Here is a 14,656-nt window from a genome sequence, read left to right on the forward strand (position 1 = left end):
GTGATGAGGGGAATCATCCCTCTTTTAGTGGATCGGGTTATCGGTCACGGTTTGCAGGTAGAGGGAGGAGGCATACAGTCCCTCGGCTTCCACCGGATCAATCACGGAAATCCGCAGCTCGTTTCTAAGCACATCAGCCAGTCCGATGGTGGAGAAGCCGGTGCAGGCAAACTGGATGACCTTGGCTCCTTGATCGATAAGAGATTGCGCTGCCTCGATAGCTTTTTCGCGTCCGGATGGTGTCAGAATATCTGTCGTATTGGTGACTCCCTCGGGACGAAGATATTTGACCAGCCGGCTGCCAAGCAGGCCTGATACAACTGCAGGAGCCTCCTCCGTGATGCCCATAACGCCAACGGGAAGGCCGGTAGCGAGTGCACTGTAGGATGCGGCACTGCCTGCGCCAATGACCGGAATGGACACGCTTTGCCGAAGGGCGTCGATGGCCGGGTCCGCTGCGCAGCTGATAACCAGCACTTTGCAGCCATCGCGCTCCATGCTTTTCCCCAGCTCCACGATCTTGGGGTTGGCGATTTCTTCCGTTACATCATCATAGATGCCCAACGGCTGATCCGGGATGCTCCGACTCATCACATGAACACCGTACTTTTCTATAATGACTCTTCCGTGCTGTTCCAAAACGTCCATACTATCGGTTGTAAAAACACGTATTAAGCCTATCATTCAGTTCAACCTCCTCCGTGTGATGTTATTTAACATTGTAGAGAGCTGCTTAAATATAAACAATGTACTCATATGCCAAAACAAACAGAGGGTCATTGTGCTCAAAGCACAATGACCCTCTGTTTAATCCGTTTTTTTAACCAGATAAAAAACACTGCACAGCTGGTACATCAGCCGGTTGACAGAGTTATCCAGATCAATGTCAGTCAGCTCTTTAATCCGGTCAATCCGGTATTTGACAGAGTTGCGGTGAATATACATACGGGTGGCCGTTTCCATCAGACTGCCGCCGGTCGTCAAATAATAATAGAGCGTCGTTACCAGGTCCGTATCATTTTCTTTGTCATATTTGACCAACCGGCCCAAATTGCGGTCGATGACCGTATCGAAGTTAACAAAGCTTCCAGCTTCCAGCATCAAGCTGAGCATTTCAATTTGTTCGAACGAGTAAATATGCGGTTCGCGATCCAGTCTGGTGCCGATGGCAACAGCCTTGCGGGCCTCCATGTACCCGGCATTGAGCTCCCACAGAGGCCTTTTGCTGCCAAAGCCGACGCGGATAAGGCTCCAGCGCTGGAGAAACGGCGTCAGGCACTGAATCCACTCCTTGTGCGGCTGCTTTCTCGCTGTGGAGTCACCTGCCGCGGTGGACAGCAGAAGCAGCAGCCGCTCCCCTTGCGGGAGCACATAGCCGCGTACCTTGCGTTTCGCGGCTTCCTGATGAACCAGCTCTTGCAGCTGCATCGCAAAAGAGGAGCCTTCGTTGTATAGCTGCTGTCCCCCCTCGATCAGGCAAACCTCCCATGTCCAGTGGGGCTGCAGGCCGAGCTGTCTGCCCTTGTCTTCAACCTCCTGCCTGGACGGGTGAACGCCCATGAGCAGCTCCTCAAAAAAGCTGCCCTGCAGCCGGAGCTCGGTGTCCTTGGCGATTTTGCTCCGCATCAGCTCCAGAGCAAACACAAGCCTGGCCTGCTCGATACACACCAGATCCAGCTCGTCCAGCTCCTCCTTGGCAACGACCAGCTTGCCCACGAGTTGATTGTCCACCGTAATTTCCCAATGGGAGCGGTCCCCGCTGCGTTCGGAAGAGGCAGTATACGAGGAGGAGACAAGCATTTCCCCAGTCTTGTCCACAATGCAGATCCCTGATCCGATCAGCTTCGCCACATGGTCGGCCACGGCCTGAATGCCGCGGTTGTTCAGCACAAGATGTGTCAATGTCGTGTACACCTCTTCAGACCTTCTGAGCAGGGCAGCCTGCTTGTCAACAATCTGCTCCATCACCGTAAATGTGATGTCTATATAAGGCATGCCGGGAGGCAGCTCAATCACGGGAATGTGATAGAGATTGCTCATATCCACCATATCCTGAGGGACCCTGCCGATGAAGCGTTCCGGTTTGAAGGCAAGCGCAGCCCCGTCGGCATGAGCCAATTCTTCCACAAGTCCCGCTAGCAGAGAAGGGTCATCCCGCACCGAATAACCGGTCGTCATGATCATTTCTCCTTCACGCAGCCAGGACTTGATATCAGGCACTTCCAGAATATCAATGTAACGTACAACCCGGTCGAGGCCCTGATCTCCGCTGAGCAGCCTTGCATCCTTGAAGAAAGGAAGCTTGAGCAGCTCCCGCACCGTCAACCCGCTTCGATTCATATTCCTCACCCTGTTTCCGCTTTTAGTTGTTGATAAGTCTATCCCAATTTTTCTTGCCTGTCCTTACATTCTATGTAATTTATTGATTGAAAAGTATGGATATATACTGACCAAAGGTTAATTAATATAACATAAAGGGGAAATGGAGCGGCGGATGCAGAAGCAAACCGTATTGGGAGATGAAAAAAACGGGATGCTCCCGCTCACCCTGGGAATAAGCAGAAGAGCACCGCCCATACTCATTACGATCATGAGGTGGCGGCGCTCTTTTGCGTAATCGCTTATACCTGGTTATAGCTGCTTCAGCAGGTCTGCAAGCGTGGCAAATACATAATCAGGTACAATTTTGCTTTGCAGCAGGTCCTCGGGGGTGGTAACTCCGGTCAGAACGAGCGCTGTATGCACTCCGCTGTTCATTCCCATCATCATGTCGGTCTCCAGACGGTCCCCGATCATAAGGCAGCGTTCCGCCTCAAGTCCTGAACTCCGCAGGGCTTGCTCTGTATAGTAGGCGGAAGGCTTGCCGGTCATGGCGTGAATGCGGAGGGTGCTCGCTGCTTCAATCGCTTTGGCGATAGGCCAGGAATCGGGGATAATTCCACCTGGCACCGGGCAGAACGGGTCCGGGTTAGCCACGATAAAACGGGCTCCGTTCCTGACCGCCGTCATCCCGGCTGCCAGCTTGTCATACGTGAATTCCCGGTCCAATCCGACAATCAGATGGGTTGCCGACAGCGGGTCCTCCGTTAGCACAATGCCCATGCCGTCCAACTCCTGCGCGAGCGCGCGCTCTCCAATTACGAGCGCCCGTACCTTCTGCTGCTCCTGCAGCAGATACGTGGCGGCCGCATAGCCTGCTGTCATGATATCATCGTATTCCGGATTCAGCCCCATAGACTGCAGTCTGGATCGGCACTGTTCACGGGTATACACCGTCGTATTGGTCAGGTACATGACCTTTTTGCCCAATTGGTGCAGATGGGCGATCAATTCGCCTGCTCCGGGCAGAAGCTTGCTGCCGGTATAGATCGTTCCGTCAAGATCAAAGAAATAGGCCTGATACCGGGACGGGTCCAGCTCCCTGATCATCCTGTCTCCTTGGATTGTGCCATGTAATTTCAAAGGATTATAGCGCAAGATTCTGCTGAAGCAGCTGCTTTCCTTTCTCCAGCTGATTCAGGTCCGTACCGGGCGCATACTCCAGGATTAATTGGCAAGGAGCCTCCACTTCCCGCAGCGCATCGTAAATTGGCTGCCAATCAATAGACCCTTCTCCAATAGGCAGATGCTCGTCTCCTTCGCCAGAATTATCATGAATATGCACGGAGCAGAGACGGTCCTTCACGCTGCGGATCATGCCGGGAATATCCCAGCCATTCAAGCGGGCATGCCCTGTATCAATCAGGTAGCCCGCAGTTGCATCGATTCCGTCCAGACAGCGCAGATACTCCTGCTCCGAGTAGATGGATGCCCCTTTGTAGCCTACATTTTCCACGGCCAGCTTGATGCCAAGCGGCTTCGCCACCCGGCAAAGCTGCTCCAGGTAGTCCTGCGCGCGTTTCTGCGCGGTTGCTTTATCAAAAGCGGGGGAGAAGCTGAAGCCGGGATGGATCACTACGTGCTCCGCTTCGATATCATGAGCGAATTCAATGGCTTTTTTATACTCCTCATAGGATGCTGTGCGAATCGCCTGGTTTTCGCTGGTCAGATTCGTGTCCCATGCCGGTGGATGGACGGAGAAGGCGGCGCGATAGCGCCGCAGGGTTTTTCCCATTTTACGGATCTGCTCGTCCATGTCGTCCCATTGGATACCGTCCATTAATAGCTCTATCTTATCGGCTCCATGCTCCAGCAGCTGTTCCACGTTCTCCTCTACGGGGCGGGTCAACAAAGGCAGGTCGGAGTAGCTGATTTGCTTATTCATGCTGAAATTTCCTCCTCAAGGTTGTATAAATGTATGAAAAATAAAATAATTACGTGTAAATGAGCTTGTGGTGCTGCAGTTGAAGCTGTACCTGATCGCCCTCGTTCAATTGAATATCATTGGGTACGTCGAGCAGCAGCTTCTGTCCCGCGGCCTCGGCGATGACTCTGTAGCGCTCGCCGAGAAAAATGCTGTCCCGGATGCGGACCGGAAAGCCTGTCCCGCTGGAAACCTCAACGGAAATATCTTCCGGTCTGAGGAATGCCTCTACCTCTTCGCCTTCCTCAATATCACGCGTTCCGTGATAGGGGGAGAGGGCAAATCCGAAATGCACGGACCAGCCTTCCTTGGTGCGGACAGCCTGTCCCTTCAAGCGGTTGACCTGCCCCACAAATTGGGCCACAAAGGGAGATTTCGGCTGATGATAGATTTCCTTGGGCGTGCCAATCTGCCGGATCACACCCTTATCCATCACCGCAATCCGGTCGGCGGTGGCCATGGCTTCCACCTGGTCATGTGTGACATAGACGGTTGTAATGTTCAGCTTGCGGAAGAGCTGGGCCAGCTCAATCCGCAAATACTCCTTGAGCTTGGCATCCAGGGCGGTGAGGGGCTCATCCATCAGCAGAATTTTGGGCTCTGTGGCCAAAGCGCGCGCCACCGCCGCCCTCTGCTGCTGCCCGCCGGACAGTTGGGCAGGTTTGCGGTCCTTCAGTTCCTGCAGGTTCATCAGCTCCAGCATGTCCTGCACTTTTTTTTGAATCTCCTGCTTGCTCTTCTTGCGGAGCTTCATGCCAAAGGCAATGTTTTGCGCAACGGTCATGGTCGGAAACAGCGCATATTGCTGGAACACCAGCCCGATATCCCGTTTCTCGGGGGGCAGATGGCTGATCTCTTCGCCATTCACGGTGATGGAGCCGCCGCTCGTCTGCTCCAGTCCGGCGATCATGCGCAGCAGGGTGCTTTTGCCGCATCCCGAAGGTCCGAGCAGAACCAGCACCTCGCCATGGCGGATTTCCAGATGAATGGGCTCCAGTGCCTTCGTCCCGTCCGGATACGTCTTGTGCACTTCATGAATATGGATATAGGGTTTCCCCATCATTAGACTCCTCCTCTGTTATACGCGGCAGACTGGTTCAGCTTGTGCAGGATGAACATGACAGGCACCGCAATGACCAGAAATACCACGGTATACGCGCTCCCGATCTCGATCCGCAGGGATGAATAGGCTTCATACAGGCCTACAGGCAGAGTGACCTTGAGCGGTGTATACAGGAAAAAGGTCATGTTGAATTCTCCGAGCGACAGCAGGAACACCAGCATGGCTCCCGAGAGCACGGCTGATTTGATGCTTGGCAGAATCACATGGAAGAAGCGGTAGAACGGCCCGGCCCCGAGTGTCGCCGCGCTCTCGTCGAGCGCCTTGAAGCTTTTGGTGCGGAGCGTGCCGAGCACGGTTCTGAAGATTAACGGGAACGTCACAATGACATGTCCGATCAGAATCAGCCAGCCGGCTTCCCGGAGCGGGGCATAGGTCTGAATCAAAGCCAGCGCTATCGCCACGCCGGGTACGGCAATCGGCAGGGTCAGAATCTCCTCCAGCACCATCATCCAGCGGCTGCCCGATCTGGAGAACTGGTAGGCTGTCATCGTGCCAAGCAGGACATTAATGAAGACCGTTGCGATGGCTATCACCAGTGTGAAGAGTACGGTAGGCCCGTAATAATGGAACACATCCCGGTACCACTTCAAGGTCCAGCCCGATGCGAACAGGCTTGAACCCCAATAACCGGCGAAGGAACCGATCACCGTAAAGAGCAGGGGGACGATCATGAACAGGCTGACGATGACAATCAAGGCATACATGAAGCCTTTGCCCAGCTTTTGCATATTAGCGCATCCCCCTCTCCAGAATGATCCGGTTCATCACATTCATCAGTACGCAGATGATCCCGATCACCACCGCGATGGCGCTGGCGACTTCGATCTTGAAGCTCAGCGTGAATTCGTTGTACATCAGAATCGGCAATATATCGAAGTCATTAGCCAATGTGAACGCCGTGCCGAACGCGCTCATGGACGTCGAGAAGGCCAGCGCGCCGGATGCAATGAAGATCGGGAACACCGTCGGCAGCACGACGTAACGAACCGCCTGCCATGGCGAAGCTCCCATCGTTCTCGCCGCTTCCTCCAGGGTCCGGTCGAAATGCTGAATGGCTCCGTACAGCGACAAAATCACCCGCGGGATTTCAAAATACAAATAAGCCAGGAAAATCCCCATAATCGTATAAGCGAAAGCCATAGACGGCGTCCCTGTCAGCCACTTGCTGAGCATCGGCAGCACGCCCGTCGTGCCGAACAGAATGATAATCATGAACCCTACCACAACGCCAGGCAGGGACATCGGGAAGGTCAGCAGCGTAAAATACAGCGTTTTGCCTCTGAAATCGTTCCGTGCCAGAAAAAAAGCCAGTACCCCCGCCAAAATGAGTGAGGATACGGTTGCGGCAAGCGCGAGCAGGAGACTGTTCACGAGCGCTTTGAAATAGTAGGGATCGGCGAGCATTTGGGCGTAATTGTCCAAAGTCAGCGCTCCGCCGTCCTCACTGCGCAAGCTCGCCAGCACCAGAATGACTAACGGATAGAGAAAAAAGAAGCTGAAGATGATGACAATCGGCGTTAAAAAATAGATTCTGTGTCTGGCCATGCCTCTCTCCTTTGCATCATTTGCTTGCTGTCACGTCACTTTTCCAGCGTTCGTTGACTTCGGACTGCACCTTGTTCATTTGCTCATAATCCACGCTTTGCACCCGCTCGTAGTCCTGTTCCGGAAGGAATTTGTCCATGGTTTCCTGCGGAATGTTCACATTGCGGATCGGGCGGACGTAGCCGGCCGCGAACAGCTGCTGGCCATCATCGGACAGCATGAAGTCGATATACTTCTTGCCGTTTTCCTGATTTGGCCCATTTTTGACGAGAGACACGATATAAGGGACCTTGAGCGAGCCCTCCTGTGGAATGACGACTTCAATAGGGGCATTGTCGTTATATTTCATCGTGTATCCATTAAAATCGGCGTCAATGAGGATGGGAATCTCACCTTTCATCACTTTGGCCGTAGCGGTCTGCTTCGGATGAATGGCGCCGTTTTGCTCCAGCTGCTGCAAATACTTCATGCCAGGGTCCCAATTTTCCAGCGTTCCGCCCATGGCGATATTGGCGGCCGTGATGACACTGTAGCCCACTGCGGCAGAGGTTGGGTCCAAGAAACCGACTTTATCCTTATACTCTGGCTTCAGAAGGTCCGCCCAGGACTTCGGTACAGGCACATCGCCGAGTGCGTCTTTGTTGACAATAAAAGCAATCGCTCCGTAGTGAATGGCCATCCACTTGCCGTCAGGGTCTTTCAGTTCGTCCGGAATTTCATCGAAATGCTCCGGCTTGTAGGCTTCAACGATATCCTCCTGCACCGCCTGCGGTCCAAAAGTAATGCCCAGGTACGCCACGTCAGCGACAGGCTTATTCTTCTCGGCGATCAGCGCGGTCATCGCTTGTCCGCTGTTCTTGTTGTCAGCCGGAACACGAATGCCCGTCTCTTCCAGAAACTTCGCCTGAACCGCCTCCCAGTTGGCCCATAACGGCGGATTGTTGTACGCAATCGCTACCTTGCTTCCGCCGGCTCCACCTGTACCCGCCTGTGCGGCCCCATTCGTGCTCGTTCCTGTTGAGCATGCAGCCAGAGACAATGCCAGCACTGCGCTCACTGTGCCTAATACCAGTTTCTTCATCATTTCTACATACCACCTGTTCCTGAAAATTTTTGTTGCCATAAAACAGCCGAATGTAAAAAGAGACCATAAAAAACACATAGGTATCCCTTTGTCACATTCAAAAAAGGATAGCTATGGGTTCTCATCGTCTCCACCCAAGTTATCAATTATGAAATTCACGGTACCGGGCATGGATGCGGTTTTTGCTTGTGCTTGGCAGCAGTTTACAGATTCCACAGCTCTGCCCGGCTCAGCGATACGGCATCCGCTCCTGCTTTCAAGGCTTCCTTCACTTGCTCATGTGTTGAAATGAGCCCGGCGGCAATAATGGGCAAGCCTGTCTCTTCCCGAAAAGCCGGAATAATGGAAGGGGCAATCCCCGGCATAATCTCGATCGCATCCGGTTCGTTCTCCTTGATACTGCGAATCGCGGTATGAAATGATCCGGTATCAATCAGGAACACACGCTGAACCGTTAGCAGACCTTCCTTCTTGGCTGCGCGAATCATGGCGCTCTTCGTGCTCACGATGCCTGCAGGACGTACATGCTCGGCCAGAAGGGCAACAGCTTCCTTATCGTTGGAGAGTCCTCTAACGAGATCTGTATGCACAAATACGGGCTTCAGCTTGCTCAGCTCCTGAAATTGCGGCTCTAGCAGATTTGTAACCTTTCCATGCATCAGCAGCACCGCGCACACTTTGGAACGGACGGCCAACGCCAACTGGTCATGCTCCGCTGCGGCAATGATGGAATGAGTATAGAGCAGCTCTCTGATATTCATGGGCTTTCCTTCTTCCTTCGTAATCACGCTCTTTTTCAACAATAATCGACATTTGTTAACGCAATATCAACGCAGTATAAAATTATTAATCCTTTTTGTTAAAGAACATAGAAACTCCCACAAAATAGAAATCCTCATAACGTCATTTTTTTATTTTGTCTAAACTAAAAAGATTAGTTAAAATAACGTGTGAAAGGTCGTGCTTATTCTATTGATGACCGCTTTCATAAAGCGGAGAGAAAAGGGGAATCCGAATATGTCACCAAGGCAAGGGCTTTCCCTGCAGAGGGTGCTGCAGGCGGCGGAGGAGATCGCCAACGAACAGGGGATGGGGGAGGTGACACTGACGACGCTCGCAGGCAAGCTGCAAATTCGCCCGCCTTCCCTCTATAACCATATCAGCGGAATGGCGGGATTGCGCAGGGAGCTTGCCATGTACAGCATGAGAGAGCTGGAGGAAGTGCTTGCCCGGTCTGCCGTCGGTCATGCGGGACGGGAGGCTGTTCTGAACATGGCGGCGGCCTATATTGAATTTGCCCGCACCCGCCCAGGGTTATATGAAGCAATGATGCTTGCGCCCAATTTAAAGGATGAGGAAGTTAGACGTATTAGCGATAAGGCGGCGGAGGTTGTGTTCAGGGTGCTGTCTGCCGGATACTCCTTGACAGAAGAGGAGGTCGTGCATGCGGTGCGCGGTTGGCGGAGTCTACTGCATGGATTTGCATCCATTGAGGGCAGCGGCGGTTTCGAAATGCCTGTCGGGAAGGATGACAGCCTCCGGTTTGTCATGGACATTTTCACAGCAGGTCTTGAGCAAATACGCCATCGGCAACCCAAAAACTAATTTTGTTATTGATAAAACTAATTATATTAGTTAAAATCAAAGCATCAAATGAAAGGGGGACGCCGTCCTATGCGAGTTCAAAGCAGACAGCATTTGCACCAGTTGACTTTTCTTCCGGATTTTTTTCCTGTGAATTGTTATTTGGTCGAGGAGGAGGGGGAACTGACACTGGTGGATGCTGCGCTCCCTTCTAGTGTAAAGGGCATTATCAGCACGGCGACACGGATCGGAAAACCGATCACCCGCATTGTACTTACCCATGCGCATAATGATCATGTCGGCTCTCTGGATGCATTGAAGCAGCATTTTCCGGAGGTTCCTGTATACATCTCGCGCCGTGATGCGCGGCTGCTGGCTGGCGATGTGTCCCTGGACCCTGCCGAGCCCAACGTTCCGGTGCGCGGCGGGATTCCATCCAAGCTGCATACCCGGCCGGATATCCTCCTTGAGGAGGGAGACCTGGTTGGATCTCTGCAGTCAGTCAGTTCCCCCGGACATACGCCCGGCTCCATGGCATTTATGGATACCCGGACAGGCGCCCTGCTTGCGGGCGATGCCTTTGTAACACGCGGAAGGGTTGCCGTTGCCGGGAGAGTGGTCCCGCTCTTTCCCTTTCCGGCACTGGCGACCTGGCACAAGGAGACGGCCTGGCACAGTGCCCGCAAGCTGCAGGAGATGAAGCCTTCGCTGCTGGCTGTCGGCCACGGGCCCATGATTGACGCACCGCAAGCGGCCATCCAAGAAGCGGTGGAGGATTTCGGACGCCGGCTTGGTATTTAACAATTCTAACGGGTGCCACAGCCGCTATTGGTGCCAAGATCGTTGATTTCAAATTCTAGCGGTTGCTATGGCGCTTATTTTACTAAACCCGGTTCTTTTCGCTTAGATTAAGGCAAATAACGGCGGTCGCAACCGTTAGAATCTAGAAAAGGCCTTTTTTCGTAAAATAGCAGCTGCTGCAACCGTTAGATTCCCAGTGGGCGCAATATCGGCTCGAAAACATGAGCTTTTGCGGAAATCTGGAAAGGATCAGGGCTGCAAGTTGTCTTGTGAAGAAGCTAATGCAACGTTAGGGGCTGTTCCTCAGCTATATTCATAGCTTTTGGAACAGCCCCGTTATAGTTCTGGTGCCTCTGACACCAGGAAAAGTTATACCCCCGAATACGCCATGAAGCCGCCGTCCACCGGAATGACGGTGCCGGTTACGAAGCCGGAAGCGGTGTCGTCGGCGAGCCAGAGCAGCGTGCCGAGCAGATCCTCCGGCACCCCGAAGCGCCGCATCGGGGTGTGGGCGATGATCTTGGACGAGCGCTCGGTGAGCGAGCCGTCTTCATGGGTGAGCAGCTGCCGGTTTTGCTCTGTCAGGAAAAATCCCGGAGCGATCGCGTTCACCCTTATACCCGCTTCGGCCAAATGCACAGCCAGCCACTGGGTGAAATTATTGATGGCCGCCTTGGCGGCGCTGTAGGCTGGAACCTTCGTCATCGGGCTGGGAGCGCTCATGGAGGAAACATTGAGCACGACAGCGCCCGGACGCCCGATCATCCCTTTGGCGAACACTTGTGTCGGAATTAAAGTTCCGACGAAGTTCAGGTCCAGCACATTACGGAAGCCCGGTACGCTCAGATCAAAAAAGGTCGCCACTCCCGGCTGATCCAGGTCCTCGGGGGAAAATATCTCGCGGCTCGTGTTGGCGCTCGGATGGTTGCCCCCAGCCCCGTTAATAAGGATGTCACAAGGGCCGAGCAGGCGGCGTACCGTTTCCTCGGCTTGCTTCACGCTTTCGGGATCGGTCACGTCACAGGCCACCGCAACAGCTTCTCCGCCATTCGAACGAATCTCCTGAGCCAACTGTTCACCTTTTTCGGCAGTACGGTTCAGAATGGCAACCCTGACGCCCTGGCGGGCAAGCTCTTTCGCCATAGCGCTGCACAGCACACCGGAACCGCCAGTCACGACAGCTGTTCTTCCGGATAAGGCCGGGTGAAGGGGAAGAGCGGTCATCGTACGGCCTCCTTAGCACCTGCAGGCACATGCGCACCGCGCTGGTAGGCGTCCCACAGACCCCATAAATACATGATGCCAAGCGCCCGGTCATACAGGCCGTAACCCGGTCTGCACTGTTCATCCCAGATGTGGCGGCCATGATCCGGCCGGGCATAACCGGTAAAGCCGACATCGTGGTAGGCCTTCACAATACCGGAAATATCGACGGTCCCGTCCTGTGTCCGGTGTGAGGTCTCGATAAAGTCGCCGTTATCGAATACCCGCACATTGCGGATGTGGGCGAACGGGATGCGGTCGGCAAATTCGTGAATCATCGCGATGATGTCGTTATCCGGGTTGGCGCCAAGCGAGCCGCTGCACAGCGTGATGCCGTTCGCCGGACTGTCATGCAGCGCCAGAAATTTACGCAGATTGTCCTGGCCTGTAATGATGCGCGGCAGCCCGAAGATCGGCCATGGCGGATCATCAGGATGGATGGCCATCCGGATTCCGTTCTGCTCCGCAACAGGAATGACAGCATCCAGGAAGTATTGCAGGTTTTCCCACAGATCCTCTTCAGTCACGCCTTTATAGGCTTCAAACAGCGACGTGAGATGCTCGAGGCGCTCCGGCTCCCAGCCGGGCATCGTGAGCGTGCTGTTTTCGTTAATCTGCCGCACCAGCTCGAACGGGTCGGTGCCATGAATTTTGGATTTCTCAAAAAAGAGCGCAGTAGCTCCGTCTTCCGTTTCCTTGTGCAGATCGGTCCGTACCCAGTCGAACACCGGCATGAAGTTATAGCAGATCACCTTAACGCCGACCTGGGCCAGCTTCTCTATGGTGCGTATGTAGTTCCCGATATACAGATCACGTGTAGGCCGCCCCAGCTTGATATCTTCATGCACATTGACGCTCTCCACCACATCCAGATGCAGCCCGGCCTGATCGGCCTGCCGCCGGATTTCCATGATCTTCTCCATAGGCCATTCTTCGCCTGCAGGCACATCATGCAGCGCCCATACAATGCCCTCTACACCCGGAATCTGCTTAATTTGCTGCAAAGAAACCGTGTCATTGCCTTCTCCAAACCAGCGAAATGTCATTCGCATAGTAGTCCCGCCTTTCTTTTAATAGATAACGCTTACAAAATACTGCCGCTCCCGCGGAACAGGCGCCATCCGCCTGAACCTTGGCAAGAGCTCATTTAAAATATTCGGGATACTGCTCCCGGAGGACACTCAAATCCGCCACGCCCAGATTCAAGTGGTCGTGCATGATCCGTTCAGCGGCGTCCGGGGACTGCTCACGGATCGCTTCCACCATCCTGCTGTGCTGCTCATAGAGATGGTCCCAATGCGGATTCGTATCAAGCCGCAGCATCCGCACCCGGTTAAAATGGATGTTCATCTGCTGCATGACGGTCCAGGTTGCGAGCTTGCCGCAGCCTTCGAACAGGATGCGGTGAAATTCCTCATCCAGATCGAACAGCCGGTGTCCATCATGGACTTCAATACTGTCCCGCTGCCGCGCCAGATTCGCTTCCAGCTCCGCAAGCTGCGCCTCAGGGAAGCTTGCGCAGGCCAGGCGTATCACGGCGCATTCCAGCTGCTCGCGCATGAAGCGAGCCTCCTCAACAAGTCCTGTGTCGATCAGGGATACTTTTGTACCGCGCTGCGGCAGCACCAGCACCAGCCCTTCCTGGGCGAGTCTGACGAAGCTTTCGCGTACCGGAGTCCGGCTGACCTGAAAGCGGATGGAGGTTTCTTTCTCGGACAAGGCGGTACCGGGCGGCAGTTCAAGGCTCATCATCTGCTCCTTCAGCCGGACATAAACGGAGTTTCCGGCCGATCCGCTCTGGCGGTACATGGTTTCATCCATGTATTCACCTCCTTATTCACCATACTACCATACAAGTATGGTAGTTGACATCCATTTTTTCAGTGAGGATGCAAAATCACGGGCGTCACGAGGCTGAGAACGCCAAAAAGCCGCGATCTCGAGCGATCACGGCTTTGCCACTCTGCTATAAATGTCCGGAAATTTAAGCTTTAAGCTGATTTACAAGCTTGGCAACAGCCTCGTCCAGAGCAACAGCCGGACGGCCGAGCAGGGCTTCAAAGTCGCTCCGGCTCACTTCGAGCGCGCCTTCCCGGATGGCGGACTGGATGCCGGTCACGATCGGCAGCGCCTCCTGCGGCACGCCGACTTCGGACATGACGCGGCCGTAGGCCTCATCATCGACATGCTGCACAGGCACCTCACGGCCAAGCGTTTTGGACAGGGCGGCCGCCAGGTCGTCATAGGTTGCGGGAGCGCCGGACAGCTCATAGATCGTATTCTCATGTCCGCTGCCTGTCAGCACAGCTGCGGCGGCCGCTGCATAATCCTCGCGCAGTGCCCAGCCGACTTTGCCGCTGCCTGCGGATACAGTTACGGGAGCACCTGCCAGCACGCCCTGAATCACGCCGAGCTCGTTCTCCAGATACCAGTTATTTCTCAGGAAAGAATAAGGGATGCCAGTCTTCTTGATGGTTTCCTCCGCAGCGCGGTGAACCGGTGCGAGGAACAGAGGATTTTCATCGGCGTTGGACACACTGGTGTAGGCGATAAAGCTGACACCCGCGCTTTGTGCCGCGGAAATGGCGTTCTGATGCTGACGAATCCGCGTATCGTTGTCGTCCGTAGCGGAAATAATCAGCAGGCGGTCGATGCCGGCGAAAGCTTTATCAAGCGAAGCGAGATCATCAAAATCGCCTTGTCTTACTTCGACGCCGCGAGCGGCCAGGGTGTCCGCTTTACGAGGGTCACGCACACTTACAGCTACGTTGTCCGCCGCAACTTTGGCGAGCAGGTTATCAACCACTTTTGCACCGAGTTGTCCGGTAGCGCCGGTTACTAATATTTTCATACGAAATCATCCTCCTTAATATTTTGGAGCAGCTATACTAAAGTTGTTGCATTGTAACTATAATAGTTACAATTAAATCAACTGTCAAGCTTTCTTTTTTAT

15 protein-coding genes are annotated in these 14,656 nt (G+C 54.0%); 2 read left to right on the plus strand and 13 right to left on the minus strand.

Features of this window, described 5'->3' with window-relative positions; all coding sequences use genetic code 11:
- Positions 1–24: 24 nt before the first annotated feature.
- The 9 genes from ACE41H_RS18465 to ACE41H_RS18505 form a co-directional block, all read right to left on the minus strand.
- Positions 25–684: an aspartate/glutamate racemase family protein gene (locus ACE41H_RS18465; RefSeq protein WP_375357019.1), complete on the minus strand. Its 660-nt coding sequence runs from the start codon at positions 682–684 to the stop codon at positions 25–27.
- Between the two features lie 123 nt (positions 685–807).
- Positions 808–2,340, minus strand: coding sequence for a PucR family transcriptional regulator (locus ACE41H_RS18470; protein ID WP_375357020.1), 1,533 nt, complete (start codon positions 2,338–2,340; stop codon positions 808–810).
- Positions 2,341–2,631: 291 nt separating this feature from the next.
- Positions 2,632–3,429, minus strand: a complete 798-nt coding sequence (locus ACE41H_RS18475; RefSeq protein WP_375357022.1) for an HAD-IIA family hydrolase — start codon at positions 3,427–3,429, stop codon at positions 2,632–2,634.
- A 37-nt stretch (positions 3,430–3,466) separates the two neighbouring features.
- Positions 3,467–4,264, minus strand: coding sequence for a sugar phosphate isomerase/epimerase family protein (locus ACE41H_RS18480; protein ID WP_375357023.1), 798 nt, complete (start codon positions 4,262–4,264; stop codon positions 3,467–3,469).
- 49 nt (positions 4,265–4,313) lie between these two features.
- Positions 4,314–5,366, minus strand: coding sequence for an ABC transporter ATP-binding protein (locus ACE41H_RS18485; protein WP_375357024.1), 1,053 nt, complete (start codon positions 5,364–5,366; stop codon positions 4,314–4,316).
- On the minus strand, positions 5,366–6,154 hold the full coding sequence (locus ACE41H_RS18490; protein WP_375357025.1) for an ABC transporter permease: 789 nt from the start codon (positions 6,152–6,154) through the stop codon (positions 5,366–5,368). Before ACE41H_RS18490 ends, ACE41H_RS18485 begins: the two co-directional genes overlap by 1 nt.
- A gap of 1 nt (position 6,155) precedes the next feature.
- On the minus strand, positions 6,156–6,971 hold the full coding sequence (locus ACE41H_RS18495) for an ABC transporter permease (protein WP_375357026.1): 816 nt from the start codon (positions 6,969–6,971) through the stop codon (positions 6,156–6,158).
- A 16-nt stretch (positions 6,972–6,987) separates the two neighbouring features.
- Positions 6,988–8,055, minus strand: coding sequence for an extracellular solute-binding protein (locus ACE41H_RS18500; RefSeq protein ID WP_375357027.1), 1,068 nt, complete (start codon positions 8,053–8,055; stop codon positions 6,988–6,990).
- Positions 8,056–8,258: 203 nt separating this feature from the next.
- Entirely contained in the window at positions 8,259–8,816 is a 558-nt protein-coding gene (locus ACE41H_RS18505; protein WP_375357029.1) for a glycerol-3-phosphate responsive antiterminator, read from the minus strand.
- Between the two features lie 256 nt (positions 8,817–9,072).
- On the opposite strand from ACE41H_RS18505, the gene ACE41H_RS18510 reads away from it, so the two are divergent.
- Positions 9,073–9,660: a TetR/AcrR family transcriptional regulator gene (locus ACE41H_RS18510; protein ID WP_375357030.1), complete on the plus strand. Its 588-nt coding sequence runs from the start codon at positions 9,073–9,075 to the stop codon at positions 9,658–9,660.
- 69 nt (positions 9,661–9,729) lie between these two features.
- Complete coding sequence (locus ACE41H_RS18515) at positions 9,730–10,440, plus strand: MBL fold metallo-hydrolase (RefSeq protein WP_375357031.1); 711 nt, start codon at positions 9,730–9,732, stop codon at positions 10,438–10,440.
- A 369-nt stretch (positions 10,441–10,809) separates the two neighbouring features.
- On the opposite strand, the gene ACE41H_RS18520 is transcribed toward ACE41H_RS18515, so the two are convergent.
- From ACE41H_RS18520 to ACE41H_RS18535, 4 genes are all read right to left on the minus strand, one after another.
- Positions 10,810–11,664 carry an SDR family oxidoreductase gene (locus ACE41H_RS18520; protein ID WP_375357032.1) on the minus strand — a complete coding sequence of 285 codons (855 nt, stop codon included), beginning with the start codon at positions 11,662–11,664 and terminating at the stop codon, positions 10,810–10,812.
- On the minus strand, positions 11,661–12,755 hold the full coding sequence (gene uxuA / locus ACE41H_RS18525; RefSeq protein WP_375357034.1) for a mannonate dehydratase: 1,095 nt from the start codon (positions 12,753–12,755) through the stop codon (positions 11,661–11,663). Before uxuA ends, ACE41H_RS18520 begins: the two co-directional genes overlap by 4 nt.
- Positions 12,756–12,846: 91 nt before the next feature.
- Complete coding sequence (locus tag ACE41H_RS18530) at positions 12,847–13,524, minus strand: GntR family transcriptional regulator (protein WP_375357035.1); 678 nt, start codon at positions 13,522–13,524, stop codon at positions 12,847–12,849.
- A gap of 163 nt (positions 13,525–13,687) precedes the next feature.
- A complete protein-coding gene (locus ACE41H_RS18535; RefSeq protein WP_375357037.1) occupies positions 13,688–14,554 on the minus strand; it encodes an SDR family oxidoreductase in 867 nt (288 codons plus the stop codon).
- Positions 14,555–14,656: the final 102 nt, after the last annotated feature.

Source organism: Paenibacillus enshidis (assembly GCF_042136365.1).
Classification (GTDB): Bacteria; Bacillota; Bacilli; order Paenibacillales; family Paenibacillaceae; genus Paenibacillus; species Paenibacillus enshidis.